Origin of the sequence: Alcaligenes faecalis, from assembly GCF_005311025.1 — a bacterium.
GTDB classification, from domain to species: Bacteria; Pseudomonadota; Gammaproteobacteria; order Burkholderiales; family Burkholderiaceae_B; genus Alcaligenes; species Alcaligenes phenolicus.
This window is the reverse complement of record NZ_CP031747.1, coordinates 2,966,355-2,983,607: the sequence shown is the minus strand read 5'-3', so window position 1 is coordinate 2,983,607 and position 17,253 is coordinate 2,966,355. Positions and strand designations below refer to the sequence as shown.

Below are 17,253 nucleotides of genomic sequence, written 5' to 3'. Positions count from 1 at the left end.
GAAAATAAGCGGGTTCAGAACAGAACGCTTAAGTTGTGGGAGGTAATGACGACCTGATCCAGAACGATTTCGCGTTCGTACAGCTCCCAACCAAAGCGGTTGTCGCTGCGGCGCACGCAATCAATGCGTTTGCCGGCATACCAGGTCTCATCCCGTTCTTTCTGAGCGCGGTACAGGATGTAGTTGCTGCGGATCTCGTAGCCCTGGCCATCGCTCGTTGGGCGGATACGCAGATTGCTCACAAAGTGACGGGTGCGGGAGGGTGGCTCTTCCGCCCAGGCCATGCCGGTTTCCAAACGTGCGACGCGGCGCTCCAGCTGGAACTTGTTGTCGTTGAAGATCCAGGTGCTCGGTGGCTGCACACTGCGCCGACGATCGCGGGTTTGCGCATTGGTCGTGCTGCGCATGTGGTAGTGCACATCCTCGGACAGCAGGTCCAGCCAGTCACGGAACTGCCAGTCATCCAGCAGTTCGGCTTCCTGGTACAAAAAGTCGGCAATCTCGTGATACAACTGCATGTCGACGATGGCCGCTTGAGTCGGCTCTTGAATGACGGCGCTCATTTCACCAGCTCCTCTTCGTAGGCACGGCTGCGTTCCAGTACTTCATCCCAGGTTTCGGACACCATCAGGTCGGCCCAGTACTTGTACAGGCCACGGGCGGCGGTCTCGGAGAAGATGTAATTGGTCACACCGGGTACGCCATCGCTGCGCAGCCCTTCGTTACCCAAGCCCATTTCCATGCACAGTTGCGTGCCGCGAGCGCGTTTGCCACGCAGGATTTTCTGGATTTCAGCCCAGTTCTCGGAGTCGTCCTGTTCCAGGAAACCGGCGGGACCGAAGGCGCGGGTAGCGCTGCGCTCGAAGGCGGCTTTTACATCGTCGGGAGCGGCTGCATCGGCAATGCAAAAGGCCCAGACTTCTACCTGATTGGGGCCACGGGGATGCCAGACGCGTAGTGTGGCGGTGCCGTTCAACCAGCTCAGGGTAGGGAACATATTGTTGTGACCGGCCAGGCGCAGGGCGCGGACTTCACCCAGGCGCTCGTGGGCTTCGGCATAGGTGTCGCGGAAGTACTGGGAGACTTCACCGTCCACCCACACGTTGGCGTCAGGCTGCTCGGTAAAGAAGAAGCCACTGCCATGGCCGCGCTGGCCGTACTGGACGGCGTCCTTGGCGGTTTCCCAAACCGGGCGTGCGGTTTGTCCGGCGCCCAGAGCCTTGTCCTCGTCACCGGGTTTCTGGCCCAGCACTTGCACGGCAGAGGCGTGCGAGAACAGGGCGTGATACTGGTCGGAGGCAAACTGTTCGGCGGGGAATTTCCAGTTGCATTCGATGGTCCATTTCTGAACACCACCGATGATTTCAGTGCCGCCTTCGCGTCGGTCCAGCACACCGTCCAGGTACCAGGCAATGTCGCCCATGTACTCTCCCAGATCAGGCGCTGTGGCGTCCCAATTGCCAAAGACCAGGCCTTTGTATACTTTGACGCGGGTTACTTCCTGCAGGCCCCACTTTTCCTTGCACAAGCCTTGCGGATAAGCGCGAGGCTCCAGCGGTACATCCACCAGATCGCCGTTGGTGCCGTAGCTCCAGCCGTGGTAGGGACAGGTAAAGGCTTTGGTATTGCCCGAGTCTGCATAAGACACGCGCATGGAGCGGTGTCGGCATTGGTTCAGAAAGGCCTTGATCGAGCCGTCTTTCTGACGAACCACGATGATCGGGTCCTCGCCCATATAGGTATTGAAGAAGTCTCCCGCTTTGGGAATCTGGCTGGTGTGGCACAAGAACAGCCAGGTGCGGCCAAAGATGCGCTCCAGCTCCAGCTCATAAATATCCGGGTCGGTGTAAATGGAGGGGGTGACGCGTCCATTACGTGCATCGACCAAGGCTTCGATTTTTTCAGGGTTGATTCCCATCGTTTGCTCCTCGCTATTGCAATGCGTGCTTTTGCAAAACAGGTTTTTGTCGCTAGCGGCAAAATGTAGAAGCTTGAAATGAATCCGACCAATACTTGCTTTAGATCGGGTGATCGGCAAACCCGATAAGTCCCTCTAAAACCCCTTGCTTACATGTGGGTTTCGGGTTCAGGCCAGTATTGATGCGGCTTTGGCGACACCTAGGGTTTACGCTAGCTATGATTGCTGCGCTGCAGCATTGAAGATTGGGTCTGCTTTTCAGGGCGTGGGAGCGGCGACAATAGTGCCTAAAAGAAAGGCTTGTTTTGGTCCTCACAGCAGGCTGCGTCCAACGCTGTGCGGGTACGTTCCGGGCAGGGAACGATCAATTTGACAGGAGACAAACTTGGAGTTGCGACACTTGCGTTACTTCGTTGCAGTCGCGGAAGAGTTGAATTTCACCCGTGCTGCCGAGCGGCTGTATACCTCTCAACCCTCCTTGAGCGAGCAGATCCGAAATCTGGAAGAAGAGATCGGTTATCCCTTGCTGAACCGCACGCGCCGTAAAGTCGAATTGACCGAAGCAGGTGTGATTTTTCTGGATGACGCGCGCGAGATCCTGCACAAGGTGGAGGAGGCCGTACAGCGGGCCGGCAAGGCCGCCTCGCAGGCGCGGGAAGTGCTGACGATAGGCTTTGTGCCCGCGGCCGAGGTGCGTATCTTTCCAGCAGTGCTGCCCGCTTTTCGTGCAGCCTTTCCTCAGGTCGATGTAGTGTTGCGCAGCCTGACTTCCAATGAGCAGGAGGGAGCCCTGGCGCGTGGCGAGCTGGACCTGGGATTCATGCGCGGCCCGGTGCGCGCCACCAATGTGTTCAGCGAAGTGGTGCTGGATGAGCCCTTGCGAGTGTATCTGCCTCAGGGGCATAGCCTGGAGGCTTATAGTCTGATCCCGCCGGCACGCCTGAATCGCTTGCCCATGATTGCGGTGGATCGTTCCTATGGCCGCTCCATGCACGATGTGCTGGCCCGCTATCTGGCTCATCATAAAGTGGTGCCCGAGCACACCTATAACTCGGCCAACCCCCTGATGAGTATTAATCTGGTCGCTGCTGGCCTGGGTTATACCTTGCTGCCTACCTACGCGGAATACTTCATGCCCAAGAATGTGGTGTCGCGCCCCTTGATCGGTGGCGGCCCGCGCTGTGAATTATTGATGGCCTATCCACGAGATACAGGCTGCATGAGCGAGGCCGCGGTCAGCCTGATAGAACGTATACGGGAGCTGGCTCGCTGGCACGGTTCGGGCCCCTCGGCTGCCAGTCATTTGAAACTGGCTCCCAGCAAAATCGCCTGTATGTAGTTGCACATACAGGCGAGGGCGTTTTTCAAAAATACGGGCTCTATCTTACTGTTTGATAATGTGGATCTCGTTTGACAGTTCAGGCGTATTTATTATTGTGTCCAGAACTGGGCAGGTTCTTTCAATGAAATTGACGAATTCTTCTATTTCTTCATCATTGTTATTGGCCTGGATATAGTATTTGCACGTAATTTTATGAAATCCCATTTTGGCCTCTTTATTGATCCCGTAGAAGCCATCTGTGTCTATTTCACCGTCCATCTCGATTTTGATGTCGATTAAGTCAATTTTTTGACTCTTTGCAAAGCTTTTTGCAGCAATGCATTTACAGGCGCCAATTGCTGAAAGCAGGGCCTCCAGGGGAGTCATCCCGCCGCTGCCATTATCTCTCTTGCCGGGTTCATCCAGAACAATGGAAAAATCCCTGGAAGTGCATTCAATCTTTAGTTGGTCTATTAACGTTGCGGTTGCAGAAAAAACGTGGATGCTCATGGCTGTTCCTTTTGCTTATAGCTTGTTAATTGGCTAATGATTCCAGGCTTCTGTCTCTTTTTTAAAATTGGATATGGGTGTGCTTTAGTGTGCTCCGGTGGGAGCGTGCGGCGCTTTTGGGCTTGAAAGGTAGTTTATATATTTTTTTTGGCTGCGGCATTTATTTTGAAAATTAGCTGCCTAAGCTAATAACTGCCTGGTATGGCACGAGCTGCTGCTTGCAGACTCGGCAACGGCACTGGCTATTGCTTCCAATAGGTTATGGTGCTGGCGTTGCCGGTCCTTGGTTCAGGGACTGTCGCTGTCCTATTTATTTATCTTCTACAAAGCGCATGCGAAAGCGTCGGCCTTTGATGTTGGCGTTGGCAATGCGGTCAAAGTATTGACGTGCAATCTTGCGGTCCAGCGCCACGTAGGAACGGGCATCGGTAATCGCAATCTTGCCAACCTGCTCGCCTTTCAGGCCCACATCGCGGGTCAGGGCACCAAGCAGGTCGCCGGGGCGCAGCTTGTCTTTTTTGCCACCCTGAATTTCCAGCGTCATCATGGGGGCGCGCAGCGGCTCTTTGGACTGAGGGCGCAAGCCTTTCAGATTGCTCCATTTCACTTCGCTGCCCTGGAACTCCTCGATCAACTTCACCCAGCGCTGCTCGCTGCGCGAGACCAGATTCAGGGCCAGGCCTTTCTGATCACCCCGGCCGACCCGACCCACGCGATGGATATGCACTTCGCTGTCTTTGGTGACGTCTACGTTGATGACGGCCCCCAGATTCTGAATGTCCAAACCGCGTGACGCCACATCGGTCGCGACCAGCACGGCACAGCTCTGGTTGGAGAACTGCACCAGAATCTCGTCGCGATCACGTTGTTCCAGGTCGCCGGTCAGAGCCAGGGCCTGGATGCCTTCGGATTGCAGTTCTTCCACCACTTCCTGGCAACGCATCTTGGTGTTGCAGAAAATCAGGGTAGAGGCGGGGCGGAAGTGCTCCAGCAGGGTCACCACGGCAGATAGACGTTGCTCAGGGTGAACTTCATAAAAGATCTGTTCGATCTGGCTGGCATCGTGCAGCGCTTCCACTTTGACTTCTGCAGGGTTTTTCAGAAAGCGGGCGCTGAGCTTGCGGATATTTTCCGGATAAGTGGCGGAGAACAGCAGGGTTTGACGGCGGGGTGGGCAGTGCGAGGCAATGGCCACGATGTCATCGTGAAAGCCCATATCCACCATGCGGTCGGCTTCGTCCAGGACCAATGTTTTCAGGGCGGACAAGTCCAGATTGCCGCGCTCCAGATGGTCCTGAATACGGCCCGGCGTTCCCACCACCACGTGCGCACCGTTGCGCAAGGCTTCGGTTTGCGGACGCGAAGGCACACCACCGCACAAAGTCAGCATGCGCACGTTAGGAATCTGGCGGGCCAGACGACGCAGTTCCGTGGTGACCTGATCGGCCAGCTCGCGCGTGGGGCAGATCACCAGGGCTTGCGGAGTCAGCTTGCTGGGGTTGAGGGTTTGCAACAGACCCAGGCCAAACGCGGCGGTTTTGCCGCTGCCGGTCTTGGCTTGGGCGATCAGGTCGCGGCCTTGCAGAATCAAGGGCAGGCTTTGTTCCTGAATGGCCGTCATTTTTTCAAAACCCAGGCTATCCAGGGTTTCAAGCAAGGCGGGCAGAAGGGGAAGGGTACTGAAAGAGGTATGGGGCACGATGGGTGACATCAAAAAGGACTGCAAAATAAAGGATTTAGCGACAGTTTACCGTTTGCGGGCCGATCGCTGGGAAATAGAAAGCAGGGAAGATGGTTGGATGTTGGCAAGCAAGTAAGCAAGTAAGCAAGCAGGCAGGCAGGCAAGCAGGCAGGAAGGTAGCGCAGCTCCTGCGATTTACTGGTTTTCTTGCAAGGCCTGGCGGGGGTGACAGTCCAGGTCAGGGTTCATAGGCCTGCGCTTTATAAACAAACTTCAGGGTAAATGCCGCTACCGCCTTCTGGATCAAGAAATAATTCAAACAAAAAGGGGCTGCTGATGCCGCCCCTTGTTTTTATAACGTGCTGTGCAGGCTGGAAAAAGCTTATGCCTTGCGCGACGCCCCCAGGCGTTCTGACAGGCGATTAGCCAGCTTGCGCATGGCTTCACCGGCACGGCGCTGGGCTGCTTCATCGGCTTCCTGGGTCAGCAAGCTGACGGCCACTCCGGCCACGGCAGCGCGGTTATTGGAGTCAAACACGGCAGCTCCAAAGCAGTGCATACCGTCGCGTACGCCACAGGCGTCCACGGAGTATCCCAGGCGCTGCACATCGTTCAATTCCACCATCAAGTCTTCCTTGCTGCGCGGGCCATGCACGGTAAGCGGTTCGGGCCAGGGGTGATTCAAGGCCTGCTCCAGCTCCGATCCCGGCAAGGTGCTGAGCATGGCTTTGCCGGTAGCGGTATAGACCGCAGGCAAGCGCATCCCCGCACGGAAGGTGAAACCCAGCGGGCGGGTTCCGTTGCGGCAGGCAATGTAGACCACGTCTTCGCCATCCAGAATGGACAGGGTGATGGTCTCTTCAGGCAGGACGCGCATATCGTCCCAAGCGGCAAAAAACTCCTGCGTCAGATCCAGCTGAGACAGGAAGGCATTGGCCCAGCCCATCACGTGTGTACCCAGGGTGAAACTGCCATTTTCCAGCTTACGGATCAGGCGCAGATCCAGCAAGGTGGTGCACAGACCATACAAGGAACTTTTGGGCATACCCAGGCGTTTGACCAGGTCCGTAAATGACAGGGGCTCCGGCGAGGCCGCCAATTCGTCCAGTACGGTGACTGCACGTACTACAGCCGGAACCAGTTTCTTCTCTTCCACTACGACTAACTCCATAACGACACACAGGAAGTCCAATAAGCCCGGATGGACAGGGCTGAACTCTGGGAACAGGGGCAGGGTTCTGTCAGCACAGCCAGAAGCATCTCATAGGGCAATCAGCCCACAGACCAGGCGTACAGGCCCTGAATTAGGCCAGATTTGCTGTCGGGATGCCAACTCTACATTGTGCCTTCAAATGCCCCAAAACAAAAAATACGGTGACTGATGTTCTACGGGTAAACCCGTAAGCCGATTCGTTGACGACGCGATTTTTCGGCTCCTATAATTCTATCAAGTTCACTATAAGAGAAACAGGTTCAGCATAATGAACAATATCGCGGCATCATTGATTAGCAAACTGAAGGATCCCAGCCTGGCAAAAGATCAGTCCTGGACCGCTCAGGGTTGGGTCTCGGCAGGCGATGGCAACACCTTCGCCGTTCTTAATCCTGCTACGGGTGAGTGCCTGGCCAATGTCGCCAGCCTGGCCACAGCGGAAATCGAAGCGGTCATCGGCGATGCTGAAGTGGCCCAGCGCGAGTGGAAGGCACGTAGCGGGCACGAGCGTGCCAAGCTGTTGCGCGCCTGGTTCGATGCGCTGGTTGCCAACGCGGACGACCTGGCCACCATAATGACCATGGAACAGGGCAAGCCCTGGGCCGAGGCTCGTGGCGAAGTGCTGTACGCCGCTTCCTTTGTGGAATGGTTCAGCGAAGAAGCCAAGCGTGTATATGGCGACGTGGTCGGCCACCCCCAAGCGGACAAACGCATTGTGGTGGTCAAGCAGCCCGTCGGTGTGTGCGCTGCCATCACTCCCTGGAACTTCCCTGCGGCCATGATTACCCGCAAGGTAGCGCCAGCTCTGGCTGCGGGTTGCAGCATTATTGTTCGTCCTGCCGACCTGACTCCCCTGACCGCCCTGGCGCTGGCCGTACTGGCCGAGCGCGTGGGTATCCCTGCTGGTGTGTTCCAGTTGGTCACCGGTCAATCCCGTGTGGTGGGCGCCGCTCTGACGGAAAGCCCCATTGTGCGCAAGCTGTCCTTTACCGGCTCCACCGAAGTGGGTCGTTTGTTGATGGCGCAGTGTGCTCCAACCATCAAGCGTCTGTCGCTGGAACTGGGTGGTAATGCCCCGTTCATCGTGTTTGACGATGCGGATCTGGACGCCGCCATCGAAGGCGCCATGGCCTCCAAGTACCGCAACAGCGGTCAGACTTGTGTGTGTGCCAACCGCTTCCTGGTGCAAGACGGTATTTACGATCGCTTTGCCAAAGCCCTGAGCGAACGGGTTGCTGCCCTGAAAGTGGGCAACGGTATGGAAGAGGGCGTGGAGCAAGGTCCGCTGATCGAGCAAAAAGCCGTCAATCGTTTGCGCGAATTGATTGATGACGCCGTTGAAAATGGCGCCAGCGTTCTGCAAGGTGGCCAGCCTCATCCTCTGGGCGGTACCTACTTCTCGCCCACCGTGCTGGGTGATGCAACACCGGCCATGCGCGTGGCCCGTGAAGAATTGTTTGGCCCTGTGGCGCCGTTGTTCCGCTTCAAAGACGAAGCTGAAGCGATCGCGATGGCCAATGACACCGAATATGGTCTTGCTGCCTACCTGTTCACCCGCGACAACGCACGTGCCTGGCGCATGGGCGAAGCGCTGGAGTACGGCATGGTTGGCGTCAATACCGGTTTGATTTCCAACGAAGTGGCTCCCTTTGGTGGCGTCAAGCAATCCGGTCTGGGTCGCGAAGGCTCCCGTTACGGAATCGACGAGTACCTGGAAATCAAATACATGTGCCAGCAGCTGTAAGTTGATACATGCCCGCGCCCAGCGCAGCGAAGGGGGCCGCTCTTATATATAGAGCGCCCCATCAGCAGAACCCCACAATAAGCTAAATAAAGGAGACGCTATGTCTATCCTGTCTGCAACCCCACGAAAATTGACTTTGGCCCTGACACTGGCCACCGCCGGCCTGATGGCCAGCACGACTGCCAACGCTGATGATGTCAAACCCATCAAGATTGGTGTGGTGACTTTCTTGTCCGGCGCTGCTTCCGGTCCTTTTGGCGTTCCTGCCAAAAATGCCGCTGAACTGACGGCTGCCCAATTGAATGAAGGTAAAGTACCTGCCCCTTACAACACCAAGGGTCTGGGTGGCGCACCGATTGAACTGGTTTTCATTGACGAGAACGGCGGCACCGCCAAACAGGTCAGCGAATACCGCAACCTGGTTCAGCAACAGAACGTGGACATCGTGGTTGGCTACATCTCCTCGGGTGATTGCCTGGCCGTGGCCCCCGTTGCTGAAGAGCTGAAAAAACTGACGTTGATTTTCGACTGCGGTACACCTCGCCTGTTTGAAGATGCCAGCTACCAGTACGTCTTCCGTCCTGTGGCCCACGCCACCATGGACAACGTGGCTGCTGCCCGCTTTGTGCTGGAGCGCAACCCCGAGTTGAAGAGCTACGCCGGTATCAACCAGAACTACGCCTGGGGTCAGGATGCCTGGCACGACTTTGAAGGCACACTGCAAGCCCTCAAGCCCGGTGTAGAAGCCAAGACCTCGCAAATGCCCAAGCTGGGCGCTGGTCAGTACAACGCCGAAATCTCGTCCTTGATGGCTGCCCGTCCTGAAGTGATTCACTCCAGCTTCTGGGGTGGTGATCTGGAAGGCTTCGTGGTGCAGGCTCTGCCACGCGGTCTGTTCCGCAATACCCTGACCGTGCTGACCGCCGGTGAAACGGCAACACACCGTGCCAACAACCAGATCCCGACTGGCACCATCATCGGTGCTCGTGGCCCACACGCTGCTTTCGCTCCTGACAATGAATTGAACCGTTGGTTGCGTGCCAGCTACCGCGAACAGTTCAATGCAGATCCTAGCTACCCGTCCTACAAGATGACGCAAACTCTGCTGGGTCTGAAAGCGGCTTACGAAAAAGCCCAGGCTGCCAACGAAGGCAAAACCCCTTCCACCGAACAAGTGGTTACTGCATTCGAGCACCTGACCTTCGAGAGCCCATCGGGCGACGTGACCATGTCTTTGGGTAAAGGTCACCAGGCTGTTCAAGGTACGACCTTGGGCGTGGTGAAAAACGATAAAGGCGTGATCAGCTACACCGACTTGCGTCACTTCAAACCTGAAGAAGTCACTCCACCCGAAGGCGTGAAGTCCATCGACTGGATCAAGGGTGGTCTGAAGTACTGATCCGAGCAGATGTCCTGAAAAGGACGCTGCCCTGACAATCCGGGCATGCAAGACCGTTTTTTGCATGTCCGGTTTTTACCGCCGGGCCGCTCCCAAGGTTAAGGCTCCCTGTAAGGGGGACACCGAAGGCGTCGCCAGTGGTATGTGCATTACCGCCGAGTTGCTTGCGAGGTAAAGGCTCCTCCCACAAGGAGAAGCGCACCGAGCTTGCGGCGTGGTGGCATTTTTTATTCCCTTTCCACAGAAACCGACTATGTCTCTTCTTTCTGCTGCCCTAATAGATGGCATCATGTACGCCGCCTGGCTGTTTCTGGTCGCGGTCGGACTCACGCTGATCTATGGTGTGATGAAGATCCTGAACATGGCCCACGGCAGCCTCTATACCATTGGCGCCTATACCGCTGTCACCATGGTGACGCAGTGGCTCTCTACCGATCAAAGCCCATACGGCAGCTATTTGATGCTGATCCTGGCCGCGGTTATTGCCGGTCTGGTGCTGGGGCTGGTCATTGAATATGGCCTGCTGCGCTTCTTCTACCAGGAAGAACCTGTTGTCTCTTTGCTGATTACCTACGCGGTCTTCCTGATCCTGGAAGATACCGTCAAGCTGGTCTGGGGCGTGGATCCTTATGTGATCGCCGAACCTTATGGTTTGCTGGGTAACGTCGAATTCGGCGACCTGTTCTACCCCACCTACAGCTTTGTGATTGTTGTGGCTGCCATTCTGGCTGGCCTGTTCCTGACCTTGTTCCTGAAGTATTCGCGTCAAGGCCGCATCTTGCTGGCCGTGATTCATGACCGCGAAGTCAGTCAGGCCATGGGCATTAACGTGCAACGCTACTTCCTGCTGACGTTTATTGCTGGTGCCACGCTGGCCGCCCTGGGTGGCGCGCTGACGGCTCCTACCATCTCTGTCGCTCCCGGCATGGGCGTGGAAGTCATCGTGATGGCTTTCGCCGTGGTCGTGATCGGTGGTCTGGGCTCCTTGCCTGGTGCTGCTCTGGGCGCTGTGATTGTTGGCCTGGTGCGCTCTTTTGCCGTGCATTACTGGCCTGAAATCGAACTCTTCTCCATCTACGCGGTAATGGCACTGGTGTTGGCCGTCCGTCCTAAAGGATTGTTTGCTGCCGCCGAGGCCCGAAAGATATGAACAAGACCAACATTACGCTTAAGCAGGGCATGATTGCCCTGGTCATTACGGTGGCCGCCCTGATTGTGGGCTTTGGCCTGCCATCCTGGCAGTTTCTGATCACGGTGGCGCTGGCCAAGGGCCTGGTTGCCCTGGGCGTGGTGCTCTTGCTGCGCTCCGGCCTGGCCTCTTTTGGTCAAGGCTTGTACTACTGCATCGGTGCTTACGGTGTCGGTATGGCCATGAACTACCTGGACTGGCGCGAAGCCGTGATCCTGCTGCCATTTGCCGCTGCTTGCGCTGCGCTGCTGGCCTGGGTTCTGGGTTTTCTGCTGGCTCGCTACCGCGATATTTTCTTCGCCATGCTGAGCCTGGCCCTGTCCATGATCATGTACGGCTTGCTGGTGCGTAACCCCAGCCTGGGTGGCAGTGACGGCTTTAACGTGCACGCGCCTTCCTTCATGTGGGGTGCCTTTGCTGAAACCCTCTCGCGTCCAGGCGTGTTCGTCCTGACCGTGGTACTGGTGGGTTTTGTGCTGTGGGCCATGCAAGGTTTCCTGCGCAGCCGTGCCGGTCGTCTGGGACCAGCCATCAAGGACAATGAAATCCGCGTTGAATACCTGGGTGCTTCGGCTTACCGCAATATTCACCTGAGCTACGTGCTGGCGGCGGCTCTGGCTGGTCTGGGCGGTGCCTTGTCCTCGCTGAGCATCGGTCACGTGGACCCTGAGCTGGCGTTCTGGACCACTTCGGGCGAGTTCATCTTTATTGCTGTGCTGGGCGGTACTCGTAACGCTTACGCACCTTTCCTGGGTGCGCTGAGCCTGGAACTGATCCGCACACTGGCTTACCAATATGCTCCTAACACCTGGCAGATTGTCATGGGTGTCAGCATGTTGGCCCTGATTGTGTTCTTGCCCGGTGGCCTGATCAGTATTCTGAACCGTCGCAATGCAGCGGCTACCTCCAACGATTCTTCTTCACCGACAGGGGCCCGCTCATGAGTCAGTCACCCTTGATTTCTGCTAAAGGTTTGTGCAAGCAGTTTGGCGCTGTCCACGCTGCGCGCGATATGACCGTTGATATCCATGCGCAAACCATTACGGGCCTGATCGGTACCAATGGCGCAGGTAAAACCACCTTCGTGAACATGTTGACCGGCTACATGAAGCCGGACTCCGGCAATATCTTTTTTGCCGGTCGCGAGATCACGGGTTTGCCACCCCGGGAAGTGACCCGCATGGGGATCGCCCGTTCTTTCCAGATTCCTCAGCTGTTCACCTCCTTGAACGCCTTGGAAAACGTGGAAATTGCCCTGGGCGTGGCCAAGCAGCCCTTGTCCGAAGCCAGTGCGATTCTGGAGCGTTTCGGCCTGAGCGCCTTCGCCCAGTCCCAGGCCGGCACCTTGCCTGAAGGGATTCGCAAGTTGCTGGACATTGCTTTGGCCATGGTGGCCCAGCCTAAAGTGCTGTTGCTGGACGAGCCTACCAGTGGTGTGGCCAGTGACGAGAAATTTGAAGTGATGGACCGTGTCATGAAAGTGGTTCGTGATGCAGGCGTGACGGTTCTGTTTGTGGAGCACGATATGGAAATCGTGCGTCGCTACAGCGATCGCGTGCTGGCTTTCTACGACGGCACCATTCTGGCCAACGGCACGCCAGACGAAGTGCTGGCCCATGAGCAGGTCCGTGAATACATCATCGGCGAGCCGGTGGGACGCAATAAACAGGAGGCCGATAATGCTGCTTGATGTCAAAAATCTGGATGTACGTATTGGCCCGACCAGCATTTTGCGCCAGGTAAACCTGCAAGTGCGCCAAGGCCAGATTGTGGGTCTGGCCGGTCGTAACGGTGCGGGTAAAACCACGCTGATGCGCACGGTGATGGGCTTGCTGGCCGTGGACAATGGCTCGGTCATGTTTGATGGTCAGGAACTGGCCAAGATGCCTGCTTACCGTCGCACCAGTCTGGGCATGGGTTTTGCCCCCGAGGATCGCAAACTGATCCCCGAGCTGAGCGTGGAAGAGAACATCCGCCTGCCCGCCTGGGCCCTGAAATCCCAGGATATTGAAGAGCGTCTGGAACGCGTCTGGCGCATCATTCCTGAGTTGAAAGTATTTGGCCCACGCCGCGCCCTGCAATTGTCGGGCGGTCAACAAAAGCTGGTCGCCATTGGCCGAGCCTTGATGACGGCTGACAAGCTGCTTTTGCTGGACGAGCCTTTTGAAGGCGTTGCTCCTGCGCTGTCCAAGCGTATTGCAGAAGTGGTGGGCGAGTTGAGCAAAGAGGGCTTCAGTGCCTTGTTGTCCGGTGCTGACTTGCAGCACGCAGGCAATGTGATTGATTACACCTACCGGATGGACCGCGGCCGTATCGAAGTACCGCAGCCCGCCATACCATAAGGAGAAAGCCCATGTCGGCATTCGAGTTCAGAACCACCCCCGCTATTTATGTTGAAAGCGGAGCCGCTGCCCGGCTCGGTCAGATCTTGCGCAAGCGCTACTCGCAAGAGCGCGTTTGTCTGGTGACTGACCGTTTCCTGCACGAAAGCGGCTTGCTGGATCCCGCCCTGGCTGATCTGAAAGCCAACGGCTGGACCGTGCAAGTGATTGACGATGTTATTGCCGATCCTCCAGAGCACATTGTTTTGCAGGCAACGGAGCGCGCTCGCCAGGCCAAAACGGAAATCGTTGTTGGCCTGGGTGGCGGTTCGTCCATGGACGTGGCCAAATTGCTGGCCGTCCTGCTGGCGTCAGACCAGCCCCTGCAAGAGATGTACGGCATTGATAATGTGCGCGGCTCGCGCCTGCCCTTGGTGCAGATCCCGACCACGGCGGGAACAGGCTCGGAAGTGACGCCTATTTCCATCGTGACCACCGGCGAAACCACCAAATCCGGTGTGGTGGCGCCCGAGCTGTACGCTGATCTGGCCATTCTGGACTCGCAACTGACATTGGGCTTGCCACCGCGCATCACCGCGGCGACGGGTATCGACGCCATGGTGCACGCCATCGAGGCTTACACCAGCCGTATTTTGAAAAACCCGCTGTCGGACAACCTGGCCAAACAAGCCCTGCGTCTGATTGGCAGCAAGCTGGTGCACGTTTGTCGTAACGGCCAGGATGCCGAGGCTCGCCAGGACATCCTGCTGGGTGCCACGCTGGCTGGTCAGGCTTTTGCGAACGCTCCCGTGGGTGCCGTACACGCATTGGCTTACCCGATCGGCGGTATTTTCCACGTGCCACACGGCTTGTCGAACTCGCTGGTCCTGCCACACGTTCTGCGCTTTAACGCTCCGGCTGCCGCTCCGCTGTATGCCGAACTGGCGGAAGTGCTGATCCCCGGCATCCAGGGTGATGAGGCCTCCAAGACCGAAGCCTTCATCAATTTTATGGAACAGATCGCCATTGATACCGGCATCGAGCGCCAATTGCGCGAAGTCGGCATCAAGGAAAGCGACCTGCGCCGTATGGCCCAGGAAGCCATGAAACAAACCCGTCTGCTGGGCAACAACCCCCGCGACGTGACTGAAGACGACGCATTCGCTATTTACAGCGCCGCGTTCTGATAGACCGCTAACAGCGGAAATCTTTTTGCCTGAGTCTGGTGCTGTGCCGGCTCAGGTTTTTTTTCGTCTGCTCAATGGGGGGCTGCAACGACGCTAATAGAGATAGGGAAGAGAAATAGGAATGGGGAGTTAAGCTTCTTGATGGCGCGAGTTCCGTTTTATGCGGCAGGGCAGCGATGCCGCGTCTGCCTAATGCGTGTCAGAACGAGCGATAAGGACGTAGCTGAGGCTAGACTGCTTGCTTGTACAGGTCGGTTTTTGGGTTATCAGGGTTATGCTATTATTAATCATCATAAATAACCTTCAAGGAGTCTATCCATGAGCGTCCTGGTAAGTAGTCCCAGTGTCTCGACCTTGGTGGGTACGCCCAAAGAGGTTAAGGCTCGCTTGGGTCGTTCGCAGGCCGAGCAGGTGCTGGTGCTGGCTTTCGATCACATCAAGCCCGCCGCTTTCAAGGCTTTGGCCGAGAACTTCACCAATGTGGCCTCGTCCATGTTCGAGGTCTTGCAGGAGCGGCAGGACAAGGAGTCGCTGGAGCGTCTGGCTGAAGTGCTGGTGCCCCGCACGCCACCATCGCCCCGTCTGCTGAAAGAAGCCGCCATGCTGGTTCAGGCCCGCACCGCGGTGTTGGAAAGCGGGGATTGGCTTAGCGCTGCTGATGTGGCGCAACTGGCGGGCTTAAGCACCCGCAACCCTAGCGCCCAGCCTAATAAGTGGAAGAAGCAAGGGCAGATTTTTGCCATCAATCATGGTGGCGCGGATTACTTTCCTGGCTATGGCCTGGACCCGGCTACCAGCTTCCGTCCTGCCAAACCATTGGCTCAGGTTCTGGAGATTCTGGCCGGGCATAAAGATAGCTGGGGCATGGCCTACTGGTTCATGTCCAGCAACAGCTTTTTGGGTGGCAAGCGGCCGCAGGACTTGTTGATGTCTGCACCGGAAAAGGTCATTGCCGCTGCTCAAGACGAAGTACAAGCCGTGGCTCATGGCTAAGCCAGCGTCGCCCGCGGCCGCTGATAAAAAGCACATTCCGCAGGAGGGGGGATCGGCAATCTCCGCTCCAGGTGGTGAGCTGCGTTTGACCTTGATGGAGTGGCCCAAAGGGCAGTTATTGCATCGCGTTCATCAAGATAAGTATTTGGCGACCCAGTTCAACCCAGGTATGCAGGGCAATGCCCGTTTCAGTCCAATTCAGGATGAGAAGGGCAGGGCCATTCCCACCTTGTACGGTGGCACCAGCCGCGATTGCGCCATGATGGAAACCGTCTTTCATGACGTTCCGCACGCCGCAGGCTTTAAAAGCTATGACAAGAAAAAGCTGTTGGGGCAGGTGCATTCCACCGTGCTGCTGAACGCGCCTTTGGTTTTAGTGGATCTGGCCAGCGTTTCGCTAAGGAAACTGGGTGTGACACGCAAGCAACTGATCGACACTGAAAAAGATCAATATCCGGCAACCCGCCTGTGGGCTGCCGCGATTTATCAGCAATGCCCCCAAGCCCAAGGCTTGTGCTGGGTGTCCCGGCAGGACGATTCGGCGCGAGCCGTGATGCTCTTTGGGAATCGTGTCGCTAAAAGTATCTTGAAATCGCAGGGGATATCGTTGAGTTTGAGTGAGGACTCAGCCACCTATGATGCCGTGCTGGAGCTTGCCGAGCGGATCGGCGTCATGATCGTTCCGGGCGATGTTTAAGTAAATGGGGGCTTGGCCTCAATCTATAAACTATTTGAAGTAGATCCCGTATAAGTAGTTTTAGTCTGTTTTTAGGGTTTTCCATATGATGAAGTTGCTGACAAAGTCTATCTGGCCTTCTATGAAGAAAATCAAGGAGCCAGGGGAGATGGTCGTCGTTGTTGCTTATGTTACGGCGGACCTTTTGGGTTTGGGAGAGGGCGATATCCTGATCTGTGATGCTTCTAATGTGAATGTGGCTAGTGGTGCTGTGTCAGCCATTGCTTTAGAGAGTCTTTTTAAAGCTGGTGTCACACTCTTTAGCTTTACGGGTTTGCATGCCAAACTAGTTTTGACATCAACGCATGTTTTGGTGGGCTCTGCCAACATGACCCAGAACACAAGTAAGCTCTCAGAGGCTTCTGTGTTGTCGGATGATCCGGTTCTGTTGAAACAAAGTAGAGGGTTTGTTGACAAGATGCTGGCAGATGAGCGGCTTATCCCGATTGATCAAACAGAGCTAGAGCGTTTATTGAAGATTCGAGTTGCAGCTCAGAAAAACTCGGGAAAGAGTGTAAGGGAGGCCCAGCTGTGGGTGAGTAAAGTCGATTTCTTGCCTGAAAAAAAAGCGGATGAAATAGCGCAATATATTGGATCCCTTAGTGACAGTGGGATGCCATGCGAGGATCCTTTCGTCGTTTTTTCTCGTAAAGATAGTACGTTGGCAAAGAATATTGGTATTGACGACTATTTTATTTCTGTTGATGAAAATGCGAATACGGTAGGGCCGCAGAAAGTGAAAGCAACTCTTAAATGGCCAATGAAGGGTAAGAGTGCGGGCGAGCAGATAGTTATCGTTTTGGAGGAATCAGCAGAAGAAGTTTCTGAGATCCCTTGGGAGACAGTGCGCTTGGCATTGTTGCAGGAGGACATGGAGATTTCTACTCGAAAAGGTATACGACCTGGTCTCACTCAACTAAGTAGCTCGGCACGAGAAAGGACTGAGCAGATTTTTACCTCTTGACGCAGGGCGACAAGGTGGGCGGTATTAAACTAGCTAGGTTCTGCGGGATGTAGCGTGGGTCTTCCTCCTGTGCTGTC

General features: G+C 56.1%; 16 protein-coding genes. 11 read left to right on the top strand and 5 right to left on the bottom strand.

Features of this window, described 5'->3' with window-relative positions; all coding sequences use genetic code 11:
* Positions 1-14: 14 nt before the first annotated feature.
* On the bottom strand, positions 15-563 hold the full coding sequence (gene hcaF, locus D0C27_RS13755; RefSeq protein ID WP_137431178.1) for a 3-phenylpropionate/cinnamic acid dioxygenase subunit beta: 549 nt from the start codon (positions 561-563) through the stop codon (positions 15-17).
* The gene (hcaE, locus tag D0C27_RS13750; protein ID WP_137431177.1) at positions 560-1,918 is read right to left on the bottom strand and encodes a 3-phenylpropionate/cinnamic acid dioxygenase subunit alpha; all 1,359 of its coding nucleotides are present in this window, start codon (positions 1,916-1,918) and stop codon (positions 560-562) included. Before hcaE ends, hcaF begins: the two co-directional genes overlap by 4 nt.
* 385 nt (positions 1,919-2,303) lie before the next feature.
* Here hcaE and D0C27_RS13745 point away from each other — a divergent pair, with 385 nt between their 5' ends.
* Complete coding sequence (locus D0C27_RS13745) at positions 2,304-3,257, top strand: LysR substrate-binding domain-containing protein (RefSeq protein ID WP_009459251.1); 954 nt, start codon at positions 2,304-2,306, stop codon at positions 3,255-3,257.
* Between the two features lie 45 nt (positions 3,258-3,302).
* Here D0C27_RS13745 and D0C27_RS13740 read toward each other — a convergent pair whose 3' ends face one another.
* The 3 genes from D0C27_RS13740 to D0C27_RS13730 form a co-directional block, all read right to left on the bottom strand.
* Positions 3,303-3,749 (bottom strand): OsmC family protein, encoded by a 447-nt coding sequence (locus D0C27_RS13740; RefSeq protein WP_137431176.1) that lies wholly within the window; start codon positions 3,747-3,749, stop codon positions 3,303-3,305.
* 310 nt (positions 3,750-4,059) lie between these two features.
* Positions 4,060-5,460, bottom strand: coding sequence for an ATP-dependent RNA helicase DbpA (dbpA, locus tag D0C27_RS13735; RefSeq protein WP_009459240.1), 1,401 nt, complete (start codon positions 5,458-5,460; stop codon positions 4,060-4,062).
* A 352-nt stretch (positions 5,461-5,812) separates the two neighbouring features.
* The gene (locus D0C27_RS13730; RefSeq protein WP_137431634.1) at positions 5,813-6,586 is read right to left on the bottom strand and encodes an IclR family transcriptional regulator; all 774 of its coding nucleotides are present in this window, start codon (positions 6,584-6,586) and stop codon (positions 5,813-5,815) included.
* 325 nt (positions 6,587-6,911) lie between these two features.
* Between D0C27_RS13730 and D0C27_RS13725 the strand changes: the two genes are divergently transcribed.
* From D0C27_RS13725 to D0C27_RS13680, 10 genes are all read left to right on the top strand, one after another.
* Complete coding sequence (locus D0C27_RS13725; RefSeq protein WP_060186376.1) at positions 6,912-8,387, top strand: NAD-dependent succinate-semialdehyde dehydrogenase; 1,476 nt, start codon at positions 6,912-6,914, stop codon at positions 8,385-8,387.
* A 100-nt stretch (positions 8,388-8,487) separates the two neighbouring features.
* The gene (locus tag D0C27_RS13720; RefSeq protein WP_035272059.1) at positions 8,488-9,786 is read left to right on the top strand and encodes an ABC transporter substrate-binding protein; all 1,299 of its coding nucleotides are present in this window, start codon (positions 8,488-8,490) and stop codon (positions 9,784-9,786) included.
* 253 nt (positions 9,787-10,039) lie between these two features.
* Positions 10,040-10,936 (top strand): branched-chain amino acid ABC transporter permease, encoded by an 897-nt coding sequence (locus tag D0C27_RS13715; RefSeq protein WP_035272061.1) that lies wholly within the window; start codon positions 10,040-10,042, stop codon positions 10,934-10,936.
* Entirely contained in the window at positions 10,933-11,919 is a 987-nt protein-coding gene (locus D0C27_RS13710) for a branched-chain amino acid ABC transporter permease (protein WP_021446921.1), read from the top strand. The genes D0C27_RS13715 and D0C27_RS13710 overlap by 4 nt, the downstream gene beginning before the upstream one ends.
* Positions 11,916-12,665 (top strand): ABC transporter ATP-binding protein, encoded by a 750-nt coding sequence (locus tag D0C27_RS13705; RefSeq protein ID WP_009459230.1) that lies wholly within the window; start codon positions 11,916-11,918, stop codon positions 12,663-12,665. Before D0C27_RS13710 ends, D0C27_RS13705 begins: the two co-directional genes overlap by 4 nt.
* Positions 12,655-13,317, top strand: a complete 663-nt coding sequence (locus tag D0C27_RS13700; protein WP_042487268.1) for an ABC transporter ATP-binding protein — start codon at positions 12,655-12,657, stop codon at positions 13,315-13,317. Before D0C27_RS13705 ends, D0C27_RS13700 begins: the two co-directional genes overlap by 11 nt.
* Before the next feature lie 11 nt (positions 13,318-13,328).
* Positions 13,329-14,483 (top strand): iron-containing alcohol dehydrogenase, encoded by a 1,155-nt coding sequence (locus D0C27_RS13695; RefSeq protein WP_021446920.1) that lies wholly within the window; start codon positions 13,329-13,331, stop codon positions 14,481-14,483.
* A 318-nt stretch (positions 14,484-14,801) separates the two neighbouring features.
* Positions 14,802-15,476 (top strand): hypothetical protein, encoded by a 675-nt coding sequence (locus D0C27_RS13690; RefSeq protein ID WP_063691193.1) that lies wholly within the window; start codon positions 14,802-14,804, stop codon positions 15,474-15,476.
* Positions 15,433-16,173: an RES family NAD+ phosphorylase gene (locus D0C27_RS13685; protein WP_240688258.1), complete on the top strand. Its 741-nt coding sequence runs from the start codon at positions 15,433-15,435 to the stop codon at positions 16,171-16,173. Before D0C27_RS13690 ends, D0C27_RS13685 begins: the two co-directional genes overlap by 44 nt.
* An 85-nt stretch (positions 16,174-16,258) precedes the next feature.
* Complete coding sequence (locus D0C27_RS13680; protein WP_137431175.1) at positions 16,259-17,176, top strand: hypothetical protein; 918 nt, start codon at positions 16,259-16,261, stop codon at positions 17,174-17,176.
* Positions 17,177-17,253 lie beyond the last annotated feature (77 nt).